Here is a 14,910-nt window from a genome sequence, read left to right on the forward strand (position 1 = left end):
GACCTGGGTCAAAGCGAAGAAACCCGGGCCTCAAAGGGGACTTGCGGGGTCTCCGCGCGTCAAGGGCTCAGGCCCTCAGCGCACCATGCTGTTCTCGTGCACGGCCGCGAGCCGCGAACGCACGCTCAGCAGGGTCTCGATGATGAGGTCCTCGCGCCCGTCGCCGAGCCGGCTGATCGGCACCGCGACGCTCATCGCGTCCACGGCGTGGTGGCCGAAGGGGAGCGCGACGCCGAAGCAGCGCACGCCCATGCACGACTCCTCGCTCTCGGTGGCGTACCCCTGGTAGGCCGCCTGGTCGATGATCTCCAGCACGGCCTCCTTCTCGGTGGTCGTGTTCGGCGTGATCGCGGCGATCGACTCGGGCACGAGGTCGCGGCGCTCCTCGGCCGGCATCTCGGCCAGCAGGGCGCGGCCCAGCGAGGTCGCGTACGCCGGGAGCCGGCGTCCGACGGCGGAGTGCATGCGCAGCGGGTGCACCGACTCGCGCTTGGCGGTGTAGATGACGTCGGCGCCGTCGAGGCGGCCCAGGTGGACCGTCTCCTGGGTGGCGGCGGCCACCTCGTCGAGCACGGACTGGGCGCGCGCCAGCACGGGGTCGCCGTCGAGGTAGGCCGAGCTGACGACGAGTGAGTGGATGCCGAGCTGGTAGACGCTCCCCGTGGGGTCCGTCTGCAGCCAGCCGCGCTCGGTCATGGTCCGCAGCAGCGCGTGGAGGCTGCTCTTGGGGATGTTGAGGCGGTTCGAGAGCTGCAGCTGAGTTCCGGGGCCGCGGGCCGCGATGTCGTCCAGCAGGTCCAGGGCGCGGGCGGCCGACTTCACCGGCCCCGCGTCGGCGGCGCCGTTCGTCTCCCTCTTGAACTCCTTCTGAAGCTGCATGAACTCTCCTCTGGTCCTACCACGGTGCACCGGGCCCTCCCCGGGGGTGAATACAACGCTACCGCTAGTTCGCATACATGGACAGGTTTCCGCCCCTTGACCCGTGAGCCGGATCACGTCTATCTTCAGACCAGTTCACATAGACGAACGCAGTTCACAGACGAACGCGATTCGCAGACCGACCGAGGGGCAGCTACGTGATCCAGGTTCGATACTCGACATCTCCGTCCAGCGCGGAGACGGCCACCACAGCGGACCTGCGGGAGAACTTCCTCGTCCCCGACCTCTTCGTGAGCGGCGAGGTCAACGGCACCTACACCCACGACGACCGGCTGGTCATCGGCGGCGCCGTCCCCGGCACCGCCGAGCTCGCGCTGCCGGCCTGGTCCGAGGTGCTGGGCACCGAGTCCCACCTCGAGGGCCGCGAGCTGGGCATCATCAACGTCGGGGCGGCCGGGCACGTCGTCGTCGACGACGAGAAGTACGAGCTCGAGCACCTCGACGGCCTCTTCGTCGGCCGGGGGAGCGAGGTCACCTTCGGCGGCGCCGACGCCGCCTTCTACTTCGTGTCCGCCCCGGCGCACGCGACCTACCCGACCACGGCACTCAGCCACAGCGAGGTGGAGCCGGTGGCACTGGGCTCGGCCGACGCCGCCAACGAGCGCAGCCTCTTCCGCTACGTCTGGGGCCAGGACGTCAAGACCTCGCAGCTCCAGTTCGGCGTGACCGTCATCGCCAGCGGCTCGGTCTGGAACACGTTCCCGCCGCACCTGCACGACCGGCGCACGGAGATCTACTGCTACGTCGACCTCGACGACGAGGCCCGCGTCTTCCACTTCATGGGCAAGCCCGGCGCCACCCGGCACCTCGTGCTCCGCAACCGCGAGGCCGTCATCTCCCCGCCCTGGTCGGTCCACGCCGGTGCCGGCACCGGGTCGTACGCCTTCATCTGGGCGATGGCCGGCGAGAACAACGTCTACACCGACCTCAGCCCCGTGGCGGTGGAGGACCTGTGACGACCGGCCCGGCCGCTGCCTCCGGCGAGGCGCGCTCACCCTTCGACCTGCACGGCAGGTGCGCCGCGGTGACCGGCGCGGGGCGTGGCCTCGGCCGCGCGGTCGCGCTCGGCCTCGCCCGCGCGGGCGCCGACGTCGTGCTGCTCGGCCGGCCCGGCAACCAGGACGAGACCCGCGACCAGGTCCTCGCGCTCGGCGCGAAGGCCGAGGTCGTGGACCTCGACGTGAGCGACCTCGACGCGGTCGAGCGGGTCGGCGCCGAGCTGACCGGCTCGCGGCAGATCGACATCGTGGTCAACAACGCCGGGATCATCGACCGCGAGGACTCCGTGGCCGTCAGCCGCGACTCCTGGCAGCGCGTGCTCGACGTCAACCTCAACGGGCTCTTCTTCCTGACCCAGCAGCTCGGCCGGCCGATGGTCGAGCGGGGTCACGGCAAGATCGTCAGCATCGCCAGCCTGCTGTCCTTCCAGGGCGGCCTGCGGGTGGTGTCCTACGCGGCCAGCAAGCACGCCGTCGCCGGGGTGACCAAGGCGCTGGCCAACGAGTGGGGGCCGCACGGCGTCCAGGTCAACGCGATCGCTCCCGGCTACATGGTCACCGACAACACCACCGCGCTCCGCGACGACGCGGACCGCTCACGCTCCATCCTCGAACGGATCCCGGCCGGCCGCTGGGGCACCGCCGAGGACGTCGCCGGAGCGGCCGTCTTCCTCAGCTCACCCGCTGCCGACTACGTCAACGGCCACGTCCTGGCCGTCGACGGAGGCTGGCTGGCCCGCTGAGCCCGTCCCTCCCACACCAGTTTCACCGCCGGACACCGGCACCGAACGAAATCGAGGAAACGACAATGAAGTTCACCTCTCGACACACAGCCGCCCGAGGCACGGCCGCCGTCTTCGGCGTCGCCCTGGCGGCCGCCACGCTCACGGGCTGCACCGAGACGGCCGCCGGGGGCGGTGGCAGCACCGAGGGCGCCGCTGCCTGCGACCCCGCCGACGTCACCCTGGTGGGCCAGGTGCGCAACGAGTCCAACCCCTACGAGGCCTCGTGGCTCGACGGCGGCGACGCCTTCGCCGAGCAGGTCGGCCTCACCCAGGAGCGGCTCACCTACGACGGCGACTCGACGCGTCAGCAGGAGCAGATCAGCCAGCTCCTCGCCGGCGACACCGAGTGCCTCGTCATGAACATCCTGCCCAACGGCGACTCCGACACGCCGCCCATCGTCGAGGGTGCCGAGGAGGCCGGCGCCTTCCTGGTCACCCAGTGGAACAAGCCGGCCGACCTGAACGTCGCCGACTACGACCAGTGGCTGTCGCACATCACCTACAACGGCGTGGAGTCCGGCAAGCAGATCGGCGACGCGCTGTCCGAGGCCATCGGTGGCTCGGGCGGCATCATCGCCCTCCAGGGCATCCTGGACACCGGTGCCGCCAAGGACCGGTTCGCCGGGCTCGAGGAGTCGCTGGCGGCCAACCCGGACGTCGAGCTGCTCGACGACCAGACCGCCAACTTCTCCCGCGCGGAGGCGCTGGAGGTCACCAAGACGCTGCTGACCAAGCACGGCGACGACGTCAAGGGCATCTGGGCCGCCAACGACGACATGGCGCTCGGCGCGCTCGAGGCGCTGCAGCAGGCCGGCCGGGACGACGTGGCCGTGGTCGGCATCGACGCCGTGCCGGACGCGCTGACGGCGATCGAGGACGGCACCATGACGGCGACCGTCTCCAGCGACGGCCCCTGGCAGGGCGGCATCGGCCTGGCCATCGGCTACTGCGTGGCCACCGGCGAGCTCGCCGCCGAGGACATCGCCGACGAGGACCGCGCCTGGTTCGCCGAGCAGTTCCTCATCGAGCAGGACAACGTCGCCGACTTCGTCTCCCCGGAGACCGACGAGGCCGACTTCGCCTGCGACAACCTCTTCAGCCGGTCGCAGGGCGCGATCTCGTGACCATGGCACCCCCCGCCGAAGCCGACACCGACGTCGTGCACGCGCAACGCCCCCGGCCTCGGCGGGGGGTGTCCCTGCGGGACGCGGGACCGCCGGTGGCGCTCGTCGTCATCTTCGCGATCTTCGCGGTGCTCAGCCCCGGGTTCCGCACGCTCTCCAACGTGCAGAACGTCCTGGACGCCGCGGCGGTCCTCGCGGTCGTGACCATCGGCATCAGCTTCGTGCTGATGATGGGCTCGATCGACCTGTCCGCCCCCGGGATCATGGGCGCGTCCGCCATCACGGTCGCCCTCCTGGTCGCCAACAACCGCAACGACAACGACTGGGGGCTCCTCGGGGTCGCCGTCGCGGTCCTGCTGGCCGCCGCGCTCGGCTGCCTCAGCGGGCTCGCCCTGGTCGTGCTCAAGGTGCCGTCGTTCATGGCCACCCTCGGCGTCTCCGCCGTGGGCCTGGGCGTGGCCACCCTCCTGTTCGCGGGCGTCCAGCCCAACGTCACCGACCCGATGCTGGAGGGCTGGGCCGTGGACCGGTTCCTCGGCCTGGCCCACCTGACCTGGATCGCGCTCGCCTGCGTGGTCCTGGGCGCCCTGGTGCAGCGCTACTCGCGCCTGGGCCGGTACGCCTTCGCGATCGGCGGCGCCGAGGAGGTGCTGTCGCTCTCCGGCGTGCGGGTCGCGCCGTTCAAGGTGGCGGTCTTCACCATGGCGGGCGCGTTCTACGGCCTGGCCGGCGTGCTGGTCACCAGCCAGCTCGGCGCGGGCCTGGTCCAGGCGGGCAAGGGCTACGACTTCTCGGCCATCACGGCCGCCGTCGTCGGCGGCACCCTGCTCACCGGCGGCCGCGGTGGCATCCTCCACTCCACGGTCGGCGTGCTGCTGGTGACCGTCCTGACCAACGGCCTCGTCCAGGTCGGGGTCAGCCCGTACTGGCAGGGCGGCGTCCAGGGCCTCATCGTCGTCGCGGCCGTCGCGGCCGCCGTCATCCCACAGCGTCGTAGGAACCAGGTGACCAAGTGACAACGAACCTGCGGACAGAGTCCGCGCCCCGCGTGCCGGAACCCCGGCACGCCCTCGAGGTGCGTGGGCTCGTCAAGCACTACCCGGGCGTCAAGGCGCTCGACGGCGTGGACCTCGTGGTACGCCAGAACGAGGTGCTCGGCCTCGCCGGCGAGAACGGTGCGGGCAAGTCCACGCTGCTCAAGGCGCTGGTCGGGCTCGTGCGGCCGGACGACGGCGAGATCTGGGTGCGCGGCGAGAAGGTGCGCCTGCGGAGCGTCGTCGACGCCGCCGACCACGGCATCGGCATGGTGTTCCAGGAGCAGTCGCTCGTACCCAACCTCACCGCCGCCGAGAACATCGTGCTCGGCAGCGAGGGACCCGGCGTACGCCGCGGCATCTACCGCTGGGGCACGATGCGCCGGCTCGCGCAGGAGCAGCTCGACAAGATCGGGTCGCACATCGACCCCCTCGCGCGCACCGACACCCTGAGCTTCGCCGACCGGCAGATGGTCGAGATCGCCAAGGTGCTCCGCATCGAGGAGCGCACCTCGCACCCGCCGGTGATCATCCTCGACGAGCCCACCTCCGTGCTGGAGTCCAAGGAGATCGAGACCCTGTTCACCCAGGTGCGGCGGCTGCGCGAGTTCGCGTCCGTCGTCTTCGTCTCGCACCGGCTCGACGAGGTGCTCGACGTCTGCGACCGGGTCGCCGTGCTGCGCGGCGGCCAGTCGGTGGGCGAGGTGCCCGCCGAGGGCGCGGCCCCGGCCGAGCTGCACCGCATGATGATCGGCTCGACCGGGTCCGACGACCACTACCACGACGGCGCCGCCGAGCGGTCCGAGGAGCCCCGCAGGCCCCGGCTCGAGGTGCGCGGCCTGTCCGGCAGGACGTTCAGCGGCGTCGACCTCGACGTCCACGCCGGCGAGATCGTCGGCATCGTCGGCGTGCACGGCTCCGGCCGCGAGGACGTGTGCCGGGCGCTGTTCGGCGCCGAGCCGACCACGGCCGGCGAGGTGGTGCTCGACGGCAAGCGGCTCGACCTGTCCGGCACCCGCGCGGCCTGCGCCGCGGGCATCGGGTACGTCCCGGCCGAGCGCAAGACCGAGGGCATGGTCGGGCCGATGTCGGTGGCCGACAACATGACGCTCACCAAGCAGCAGGCCCGCTGCACCGGGCCCGTCGTCCGGCCGCGCAAGCAGGCGACGCTGGTGGACACGTGGATCGATCGGCTCTCCATCCGCACCCCGCACCGGGGCACCGCGATCCAGCGGCTGTCGGGCGGCAACCAGCAGAAGGTCGTCCTGGCGCGCTGGCTGGTGGCCGGCGACGTCCGGCTGCTGCTGCTCGACCACCCCACGCGCGGCCTCGACGTCGGGGCGCGCTCGGAGGTGTACCGGCTCATGCGTGAGCTCGCCAACAGCGGCGTGGCCACGGTGCTGCTGGCCGACAGCCTCGAGGAGGCGATCGGCATGTCCGACCGGATCATCGTGATGAGCGACGGCCGCGCGACCACGGAGGTCGCCGCTCCCACGGGGAGCAAGCCGACTCCGCTCGACCTCGTCAAGGAGATGGTCTGAGCATGTCCACACCCGTCCTCACCCAGCCGGCCCCCGGGCCGGCCTCCGACCCCGTCGTCAAGGGCCGGCCGACCACGGCCCAGCGACTCACGTCGTTCATGCCGGTCATCGCGCTCGTCGTGTTGCTGGCGGCGCTCACCGTCGCCGACCCGAGCTTCCTGACGGCCAGCAGCCTCACGGCCGCGGTCCGCACCTCGGCGCCGCTCGTCGTGCTCGCCGCCGGCGCCACCCTGGTGGTCCTGTGCGGCGGCATCGACCTGTCGATCGCCGCGCTGTGCTCCCTGGCGACGGTCTTCTTCGCGCTGTGGCTGCCCGACCTCGGCGGGCTCACCACCCTGGCGATCATCGCGGCCACCGGCGCGATCGGCGCGCTCCAGGGCGTCGCCCACGTGCTGCTGCGCATCCCGTCGTTCATCGTCACGCTCGGCGGCATGAGCATCTTCACCGCGATCGCCCTGGTGATCTCCGACGCCGGGCCGATCCGGGTGGTCGACCGGGACGCCACCCACTGGCTCACGCTCTACGTGGCCGGCGTGGTGCCGATGTCCTTCTTCGTCGCGCTGCTCGTCGTGGTGGCGGTCTCCCTGGTGCTCCGGTTCACCCCGCTCGACGCCTGGGTCCGCGCCACCGGCTACTCCGAGTCGGCGGCCCGCCTGGGCGGCGCGCCGGTCGACCTGGTCAAGGTCGCCGCGTTCACGCTCTCCGGCGCCTGCGCGGGCCTGGCCGCCGTCATGCTGGTCTCCCGGAACTTCAGCGGCAGCCCGACCATGGCGGACAATCTGCTGCTGCCCGCGGTGGCGGCCATCGTGGTGGGCGGCACCGCCATCACCGGCGGCCACGGCTCGCTCTGGCGCAGCCTCGCCGGGGCGCTCGTGGTGACGCTGCTGCGCGTGGGGCTGCCGATCGTCGGCGTGCCGTCGGCCTATGAGCAGATCCTCTACGGCGCGATCATCGTCGCCGCCGTCGCGCTCACCCTCGACCGGTCGAAGGTGCTGATCATCAAGTAGCCGCGGCCGACCTCGCCCCGAACCACCCCTGAGAACCCCGACACCCCGGAAGGCTCCCCATGTCCGAGAACTCCCTTCTTCTGCCCGCCGTCTCCTCGTTCCTGTCTTCGCCCAAGCAGCTGCTGATCGACGGCGAGTGGGTCGACTCCAAGGACGGCAAGACCTTTGCGACGGTGAATCCGGCGACCGAGGAGGTCCTGGTCCAGGTGGCCCAGGCGTCCGCGGTCGACGCCGACCGGGCGGTCACCGCCGCCCGTAACGCCTTCGAGTCGGGCTCTCCGTGGTCGCGGATGACCCCGCGTGACCGCTCGCACCTGTTGTGGCGCATCGGCGACATGATCGACGAGCGCGCCGAGGAGTTCGCGCAGCTCGAGTCGCTCGACAACGGGAAGAGCCTCGCGTCGGCGCGGGGCGACGTCGGCGTGGCCGCCGAGCTGTTCCGCTACTTCGCGGGCTGGGCCACCAAGATGGAGGGCACGACCATCCCGATGTCGGTGCCCGGCCGGGACTTCCACGCTTACACGCGCCGCGAGGCGATCGGCGTCGTCGCCGGCATCGTGCCGTGGAACTTCCCGCTCACGATGGCCGCCTTCAAGATCATCCCGTCGATCACGGCGGGCAACACCGTGGTGCTCAAGCCCGCCGAGCAGACCCCGCTCACCGCGCTCCGGCTCGGCGAGCTGCTGCTGGAGGCCGGCGTCCCGGCCGGTGTGGTGAACGTGCTGCCCGGGTTCGGGGACGCGGGCGCCGCCCTGGTGGACCACGCCGGCGTCGACAAGGTCGCCTTCACCGGAAGCACCGAGGTGGGCAAGAAGATCGCCGCGGGCGCCTCGAAGAACCTCAAGAAGGTGTCGCTGGAGCTGGGCGGCAAGGCGCCCAACATCATCTTCGCCGACGCCGACCTCGACGCCGCGATCGCCGGCGCCGCCCTGGCGGGCTACTTCAACGAGGGCCAGTGCTGCGTCAACGGCTCGCGCCTGTACGTGCAGCGCGAGGTGTTCGACCAGGTCATCGAGGGTGTGGCCGCGGCCGCCAAGGCCATCCGGGTCGGCGACGCGTTCGACCCGGCCACCACGATGGGGCCGCTGGTCTCGCAGGAGCAGCACGAGAAGGTCATGGGCTACGTGCGGGGCGCGGTCGCCGACGGCGCCACGATCGCCGCGGGCAGCCCCGACCCGGCCGCCGACCGCGGCTACTTCTTCTCCCCGACGCTCATCACCGACGTCACCGAGCAGATGGCGGTCCAGACCGACGAGATCTTCGGGCCCGTCATCACCGCCATCCCGTTCGACAGCGAGGACGAGGTGGTCGCGGCGGCCAACAACACGGTCTACGGCCTGGCCGCGGGCGTGTGGTCGCGCGACCTGAGCACGGCCCACCGGGTCGGCAGCAAGCTCCGGGCCGGCACGGTCTGGCTCAACACCTGGCACGCGGACGACGTCACCCTCCCGCGGGGCGGCTTCAAGCAGTCCGGCTGGGGTCGCGAGCTGGGCTCGTTCGGGCTGGACGACTACACGGAGCTCAAGACGGTCATCGCCGAGCTGCGCTGACCGGGCCCCGAGGGCACCACATGTTCAGGGGGCACTGAACGCAAGACGCACCACCGGAGAGCAGCTCCGGGGCGGCCGACCCCGTGTTGGGATCGGCCGTCCCGGCCTGCCCTCATGTCCATCAACAACGTGCGAAAAGGGATCAACGATGAACCTGTTACGCAGACCTGACCGGCGCCATCACGCGCGTCGCTCCCGCCGGGCACGCCTGGCGGCCGTGCTCGCCGCCTCCTTGGCGGTCGTGCCCTTCCTGGGCGGCGTCGCCCAGGCCGCCCCCGCAGCAGCGGCCCCCGCGCAGGCCGCGCCGGGCTCCGTCGACGACGGCGTGCTGCGCGTCCTGCTGTTCTACAAGTCCAACTTCCACGCCTCGCACGTCCAGGCCCGCCAGGCCATCCGCGACCTGGTCGCAGACCTGGGCGTCCAGTACGGCCAGCCGGTCGAGATCCAGGAGACCGACGACCCCGCGGCGTTCACCACGGCGAACCTCGCGACCAAGGACACGATCGCGTTCGCCCAGACCGGCGGCGTGCTGTTCAACGTGGACCAGCGCGCCGCGCTGGAGGCCTACATCCGCGGTGGCGGCGGCTACCTGGGCCTGCACTACGCGGGCTGGTCGGTCGGCCAGAGCGAGCACGACGTGAACCCGTTCTACGCCCGGCTCGTGGGCGCGGCGTCCGAGGGCCACCCGGAGAACCCGGCGGTGCGACCGGGCCGCGTGGTGGTCAAGGACACCTCGCACCCGCTGACCCAGGGCCTGCCGGCCGAGTTCACCCGCAGCGACGAGTGGTACGACTGGCTGGTCAACCCGGCGCCCAACGTGCGCACGCTGCTCAACGCCGACGAGTCGTCGTACGGCGGGGGCAACAACGGCACGAACCACCCGATCACGTGGTGCCAGGAGATCGACTCCGGCCGGTCGTGGTACTCGGGGATGGGGCACGAGGGCACGGCGTACGCCGAGGCCCCGATCCGCACCCAGATCAAGAACGGCCTGGCCTACACCGCGGGCCTGCTCCCGGCCGACTGCTCGGCGCCGAACAAGGCCGAGCAGGGCGCCTGGAGCGGCGTCACGCCCTGGCCGCTGGTGCCGATCAACGCGGCGCTGACGTCCGACGGCAAGGTCCAGTCGTTCGGCAGCGTCTCGTCGGGCTGCACCGACAACACGCCCTACGACTTCTACGGCAACTCCTGCGTCACGCAGGGCGGCCAGATGGAGATCGACGTCTGGGACCCGGACGAGGAGCGCACGACCGCCAACGTGAACGACGGCATCGTGACGAACTCGACCTACACCGACCTGTTCTGCTCGATGCAGGTCCAGATGCCGCACCGGCGGGCCACGATGACGGTCGGCGGTGACGACGGCCTGGGCGGCAACGCGCCGAACGACGCCGCGATCGGCGTCACCAGCTACACGACCAACCAGGGGCTGCGCAACGAGGCCCCGATGAACTTCCCGCGCTGGTACCCCACGGGCACCACCCTGCCGGACGGCTCCGTCGTGGTGCAGGGCGGCAGCCTCAAGGGCGGCCCGGGCGGACCCGGCGTGCTGACGCCGGAGATCTACACCCCGGACGAGGGCAGCTCCTGGAAGCTGCTGGACGGCGCCACCAGCGCGGCCGCCTACGGCGACGGCGGCAACGGCAACGGGCCCGACGAGAACCGCTGGTGGTACCCGCGCGCGTTCGTCGCGCCGGGCAACGGCAACGTCTTCAACATCACCGGCACCCAGATGTACGAGCTCGACCCCTCGGGCGACGGTGAGGTGACGCTCCGTGGCACCCTGCCGGCGAACATCGCGAACCAGGGCGGCCTCGGCAACCCGGTCGGCGCCACGTCCACCGCCACGATGTACCGCCCCGGCAAGATCCTGCAGGTCGGCGGCGGCTGGTGGGCCAACGGCGGCGGTCCGGACGGCGCCCGCGCCGGCTTCACCGTCGACATCACCGGCGGCACCGACGCGCCGGTGGTCGAGGCGACCGAGCCGATGCGGTACGCCCGGCACTGGGCCACGTCCACGGTGCTGCCCGACGGCGACGTCATCGTCACCGGCGGCTCGCGCGACAACAACGGCAACGGTGGCTACGTCACCACCGCCGAGATCTGGGACCCGGAGACGGGCGAGTGGACCACGGTCGACGTGCCCTACGAGCACGCCCGGCTGTACCACTCGACCGCCCTGCTGCTTCCCGACGGCCGCCTGATGGTGGGCGGCGGCGGTACGCCGGGCCCGCGCAACTACACGGACGTCGAGTTCTACTCCCCGTCGTACCTGTTCGACGGCGACGAGCCGGCGGTGCGTCCCGAGGTCTCGGGCGTCCCGGAGAAGGTCGGCTACGACGGCACGTTCGACGTGCAGGCCGACGTCGACGTCTCGCGGGTCACCCTGGTCCGCAACGGCTCGGTGACGCACGGGTTCAACAACGACCAGAACTTCCAGGACCTGGCGTTCGCCCAGAACGGTGACACCCTCACCGTCGAGAGCCCGGTCGACGGCACGTACGCCCCGCCCGGTGCGTACATGCTCTTCGTCTTCGACGAGGACGGCACGCCGTCGGTGGCCGACATCTTCCAGATCGACCCCGAGGTCGAGATGGACTCCCCGGCCCCGCACCTGGTCGACCAGCTCGAGTACCCGCGCCTGCCCGCGGACTGGCGTTCCGCCAACCCGCCGGCCGTCGTGGACGTCGAGCCGGGCAACGGCCGCATGTCTCCCTGGGAGGTCGACAGCGAGGTCCAGCTCGTCCGCGCCGCCGCGCCCAGCCAGGGCGGACTCGGCGCGACCGGCTACCACCTCGCCGTGGGCGGCGAGGGCAGCCTGACCCGCACGGTCAAGGGTCTCGACCCGGGCCGCGAGTACCGGGTCTCGCTGCGCTACGCCCGCGACAGCCGGTCCGCCGGCACGGCACCCGGCACCGCCGACCTCTCCGTCGGCGACCTGTCGACCACGCTCTCGGCGGGCACGGACCTGTCGTCGCAGAGCAAGTTCGGCAAGTACGTCGGGACCTTCGTGGCCGGGGCACGGTCGCAGGACCTGACCCTCTCCGCCGGGGCCTCCGGCGCGGGCGTCATGATCGACGACCTGGTGATCGTGGGCTCCGACACGGGCGCCTCCGACGTCCCGGTGCGCTACGCGTTCGAGGAGGGCTCCGGCACCCGGGCCGCCAACACCGGCACGGACGGGTCCGTGGGCGCTGCCACGCTCACGGGGACCACCGGCTGGAGCGAGGACGGCGTGTTCGGCGACGCCCTCGACCTCAGCGGCGGCAGCAACGCCAACGCGGTGGACCTGCCGGACAACCTGCTCCAGGGCGAGGAGAGCTTCACCACCTCGTTCTGGGTGCGGCCCGACACGAGGACGGGCTGGACCGGCCTGTTCCACCTCGGCGACGGGCTCGGGGACGCGGGCAGCTTCTTCCAGATCCAGATGCAGACCAACGCCGCCGGGGCCACCGGGCTTGCGGCGACGTTCAAGGCCAAGGGCGCCGCGCTGCAGGAACGGGTCTACGCCACGCCGACCCGGGATGTGGCTGCGAACAAGTGGAACCACGTCGCGTTCACCCGGCAGGGTGCGACCGGCACGCTCTACCTCGACGGCGAACCCATCGCGTCCCGGGACGACCTGACGATCGACATGACCGACGTCGGGCCGACGGCCAACAACTGGCTGGGGCGCAACGGCTTCCCGGACCCGGCCTACGACGGCCTCATGGACGACGTCCGGGTCTACACCTCGGCGCTCGGTGACGACGCCGTGGCTGCCCTGTACGCCGACGGCAGCGCGCTCGCCACGACCACCACGGTCACGGTCGAGCCGGGCTCCCCGTCGCCGTTCGGCGCGCCGGTCACCGTCTCGGGCGCCTTCGCAGCCGCGACCGGCGGGGCCCCCACGGGCGTCGCCGAGCTGTGGGTCGACGGCGCCCGCGTGGGCGGGCAGGTCGACGTCGTCGCCGGCGCGGTGGAGTTCACCGACGTGGCGCTCTCCCCGGGCGACCACGACGTGCAGATCCGCTTCCTCGCCGACGACGGGTGGCGCGACTCCGCGCAGACCGTGGAGCACACGGTCGAGCGGCCGCCGCCCGGCGAGGGCACGCCGATCCACTACACCTTCGACGAGGGTCAGGGGTCGACGGCGGTCAACACCGGGCTGGACAGCTCGGTCGGGGCGGCGACGCTCACCGGGTCGACCGGCTGGTCCGGTGCCGGGCGGTTCGGCGGGGCTGTCAACCTGCCGGGCGGTGCGGCAGGCACGGGCAACCAGGTCGAGCTGCCGGACAACATCGAGGCCGGGATGGAGGACGAGTTCAGCGTCTCGATCTGGGCCCGTCCGGACGCCCTGCCCACGTGGGTGCCGCTGCTGCAGATCGGCAGCAGCACCGACACGTTCTTCCTGCTCCAGTCCAACACCCAGACCAGCGGGGCCACCGGCTTCGCGGCGACGTTCAAGGCGCCGGGCACCCCGGGTACCGCCCAGGAGCGTCTGGTCCTGGGCCAGGGCAAGGACCTGCCGCTGAACGAGTGGACGCACGTCGTGTTCACCCAGAGCGGCTCGGTCGGGAAGATCTACTTCGACGGCGAGCTCCAGGCCACGCGCAACGACTTCACCGTCACCATCGGTGACGTCGGGGTGGGCGGCCAGACGACGACCAACCTCATCGGCGGGACCAGCTGGCCCGACGGCCGCTGGGACGGCCTGGTCGACGACTTCCGGATGTTCGGCTACGAGCTGACCGCCGAGCAGGTGGGCGACCTGGCCGCCGGGACGGCAGCGAACACGGCCCCGGTGGGTGCCGCCGACGCCTACGGCACCGTCGAGGACAAGGCGCTGGAGGTGGCGGCGCCGGGTCTCCTGGCGAACGACACCGACATCGACGGCGACGACCTGACCGCGACCGGGCTCACCCAGCCGGCCTACGGCGACGTCGTCCTGCAGGCGGACGGTTCCTTCACCTACACGCCCGACAGCGGGTGGTTCGGGACGGACACGTTCACCTACAAGGCCTCCGACGGCACGGCGACGTCCGCCGCGACGACGGTGACCATCACGGTGGAGGAGGGCGAGCAGCCGCCCGTCAACACGGCTCCGGTGGCGGGCAACGACGCGTACTCGGCCGTGGGTGGCCAGCCGCTGACCCTCCCGGCGCCGGGTGTGCTGGCCAACGACACCGATGCCGACGGGAACGTGCTGACCGCGACCGCGGTGACGCAGCCGGCCAACGGCCGGGTCACCCTGGAGGCGGACGGTTCGTTCACGTACACCTCCGACGACGGGTTCTCCGGCAAGGACGTGTTCACCTACAAGGCGTCCGACGGCACGGCGACGTCCGCCGCGGCCACGGTGACCATCACGGTGAAGTCGCCGACGGTGACGGCGGTGGCCGGTGTGGCCCTGCCCATCACCTACGGCACGGCGGGCACGGTCTCGGTGGCGGTCTCGCCGGACACGGCCACGGGTGCGGTCGAGCTGCGCGACGGTGACACCACCCTCGCGACGGCCGCGGTCGCGGACGGGCGAGGAACCCTCGTCCTGGCGGCCAAGGGCCTGAAGCCCGGGGTGTACGACCTGACCCTGCGCTACGGGGGCGACGCCGACCACAAGGCCGCGACGTCCAAGGTCCGGGTCGTGGTCGACAAGGTGGTGCCCACCATGGAGATCACCGCGAAGAAGTCGGGCAAGAAGGTGGCCGTCGAGGTCTCCTTCACCGCCGCGAACGAGGTCCCGGTGACGGGGCAGGTGCGCCTCGCGGTGAAGGACGGGCAGACGCTCCTCGGGACCATCGAGAACGGGCGTGCCCGGTTCGAGGTGGACCAGCCCAAGGGGAAGGACCTGACGCTGACGGCGTCCTACCTCGGCAGCGAGCTGGCGCTCGCGGCGGAGACCAGGGTGACCGTCAAGGTGAAGTAGAAGAGGCCGGGCCCGGAGGACGCGTCC

At 71.7% G+C, this 14,910-nt stretch carries 9 protein-coding genes; 8 read left to right on the forward strand and 1 reads right to left on the reverse strand.

Going from position 1 to position 14,910, the window contains the following annotated elements; genetic code table 11:
- Positions 1-75: 75 nt before the first annotated feature.
- On the reverse strand, positions 76-879 hold the full coding sequence (locus ACFWEJ_RS18900; RefSeq protein ID WP_377230735.1) for an IclR family transcriptional regulator: 804 nt from the start codon (positions 877-879) through the stop codon (positions 76-78).
- Between the two features lie 197 nt (positions 880-1,076).
- On the opposite strand from ACFWEJ_RS18900, the gene kduI reads away from it, so the two are divergent.
- The 8 genes from kduI to ACFWEJ_RS18940 all read left to right on the forward strand — a co-directional run bounded on the left by kduI (position 1,077) and on the right by ACFWEJ_RS18940 (position 14,883).
- A complete protein-coding gene (gene kduI / locus ACFWEJ_RS18905; RefSeq protein WP_377230736.1) occupies positions 1,077-1,895 on the forward strand; it encodes a 5-dehydro-4-deoxy-D-glucuronate isomerase in 819 nt (272 codons plus the stop codon).
- A complete protein-coding gene (gene kduD / locus ACFWEJ_RS18910) occupies positions 1,892-2,680 on the forward strand; it encodes a 2-dehydro-3-deoxy-D-gluconate 5-dehydrogenase KduD (protein WP_377230737.1) in 789 nt (262 codons plus the stop codon). Before kduI ends, kduD begins: the two co-directional genes overlap by 4 nt.
- A 65-nt stretch (positions 2,681-2,745) precedes the next feature.
- Positions 2,746-3,846, forward strand: coding sequence for a sugar ABC transporter substrate-binding protein (locus ACFWEJ_RS18915; protein WP_377230738.1), 1,101 nt, complete (start codon positions 2,746-2,748; stop codon positions 3,844-3,846).
- Positions 3,847-3,848: 2 nt separating this feature from the next.
- Entirely contained in the window at positions 3,849-4,862 is a 1,014-nt protein-coding gene (locus ACFWEJ_RS18920; protein ID WP_377230743.1) for an ABC transporter permease, read from the forward strand.
- On the forward strand, positions 4,859-6,421 hold the full coding sequence (locus tag ACFWEJ_RS18925) for a sugar ABC transporter ATP-binding protein (RefSeq protein WP_377230739.1): 1,563 nt from the start codon (positions 4,859-4,861) through the stop codon (positions 6,419-6,421). The genes ACFWEJ_RS18920 and ACFWEJ_RS18925 overlap by 4 nt, the downstream gene beginning before the upstream one ends.
- A 2-nt stretch (positions 6,422-6,423) precedes the next feature.
- Positions 6,424-7,428: an ABC transporter permease gene (locus tag ACFWEJ_RS18930; protein WP_377230740.1), complete on the forward strand. Its 1,005-nt coding sequence runs from the start codon at positions 6,424-6,426 to the stop codon at positions 7,426-7,428.
- Between the two features lie 59 nt (positions 7,429-7,487).
- A complete protein-coding gene (locus ACFWEJ_RS18935; RefSeq protein WP_377230741.1) occupies positions 7,488-8,978 on the forward strand; it encodes an aldehyde dehydrogenase family protein in 1,491 nt (496 codons plus the stop codon).
- A gap of 148 nt (positions 8,979-9,126) precedes the next feature.
- On the forward strand, positions 9,127-14,883 hold the full coding sequence (locus tag ACFWEJ_RS18940) for a LamG-like jellyroll fold domain-containing protein (RefSeq protein ID WP_377230742.1): 5,757 nt from the start codon (positions 9,127-9,129) through the stop codon (positions 14,881-14,883).
- The last annotated feature ends 27 nt before the right edge of the window (positions 14,884-14,910 follow it).

Source organism: Promicromonospora sp. NPDC060204 (genome assembly GCF_042728455.1).
GTDB lineage: Bacteria > Actinomycetota > Actinomycetes > Actinomycetales > Cellulomonadaceae > Promicromonospora.

Excerpts from the sequence above, each read along its gene's own strand:
- ACFWEJ_RS18935 (WP_377230741.1), top strand. The coding sequence starts at position 7,488 with ATGTCCGAGAACTCCCTTCTTCTGCCCGCCGTCTCCTCGTTCCTGTCT.
- ACFWEJ_RS18915 (WP_377230738.1), top strand. The coding sequence starts at position 2,746 with ATGAAGTTCACCTCTCGACACACAGCCGCCCGAGGCACGGCCGCCGTC.
- ACFWEJ_RS18920 (WP_377230743.1), top strand. The coding sequence starts at position 3,849 with ATGGCACCCCCCGCCGAAGCCGACACCGACGTCGTGCACGCGCAACGC.
- ACFWEJ_RS18930 (WP_377230740.1), top strand. The coding sequence starts at position 6,424 with ATGTCCACACCCGTCCTCACCCAGCCGGCCCCCGGGCCGGCCTCCGAC.
- ACFWEJ_RS18940 (WP_377230742.1), top strand. The coding sequence starts at position 9,127 with ATGAACCTGTTACGCAGACCTGACCGGCGCCATCACGCGCGTCGCTCC.
- ACFWEJ_RS18900 (WP_377230735.1), bottom strand. The coding sequence starts at position 879 with ATGCAGCTTCAGAAGGAGTTCAAGAGGGAGACGAACGGCGCCGCCGAC.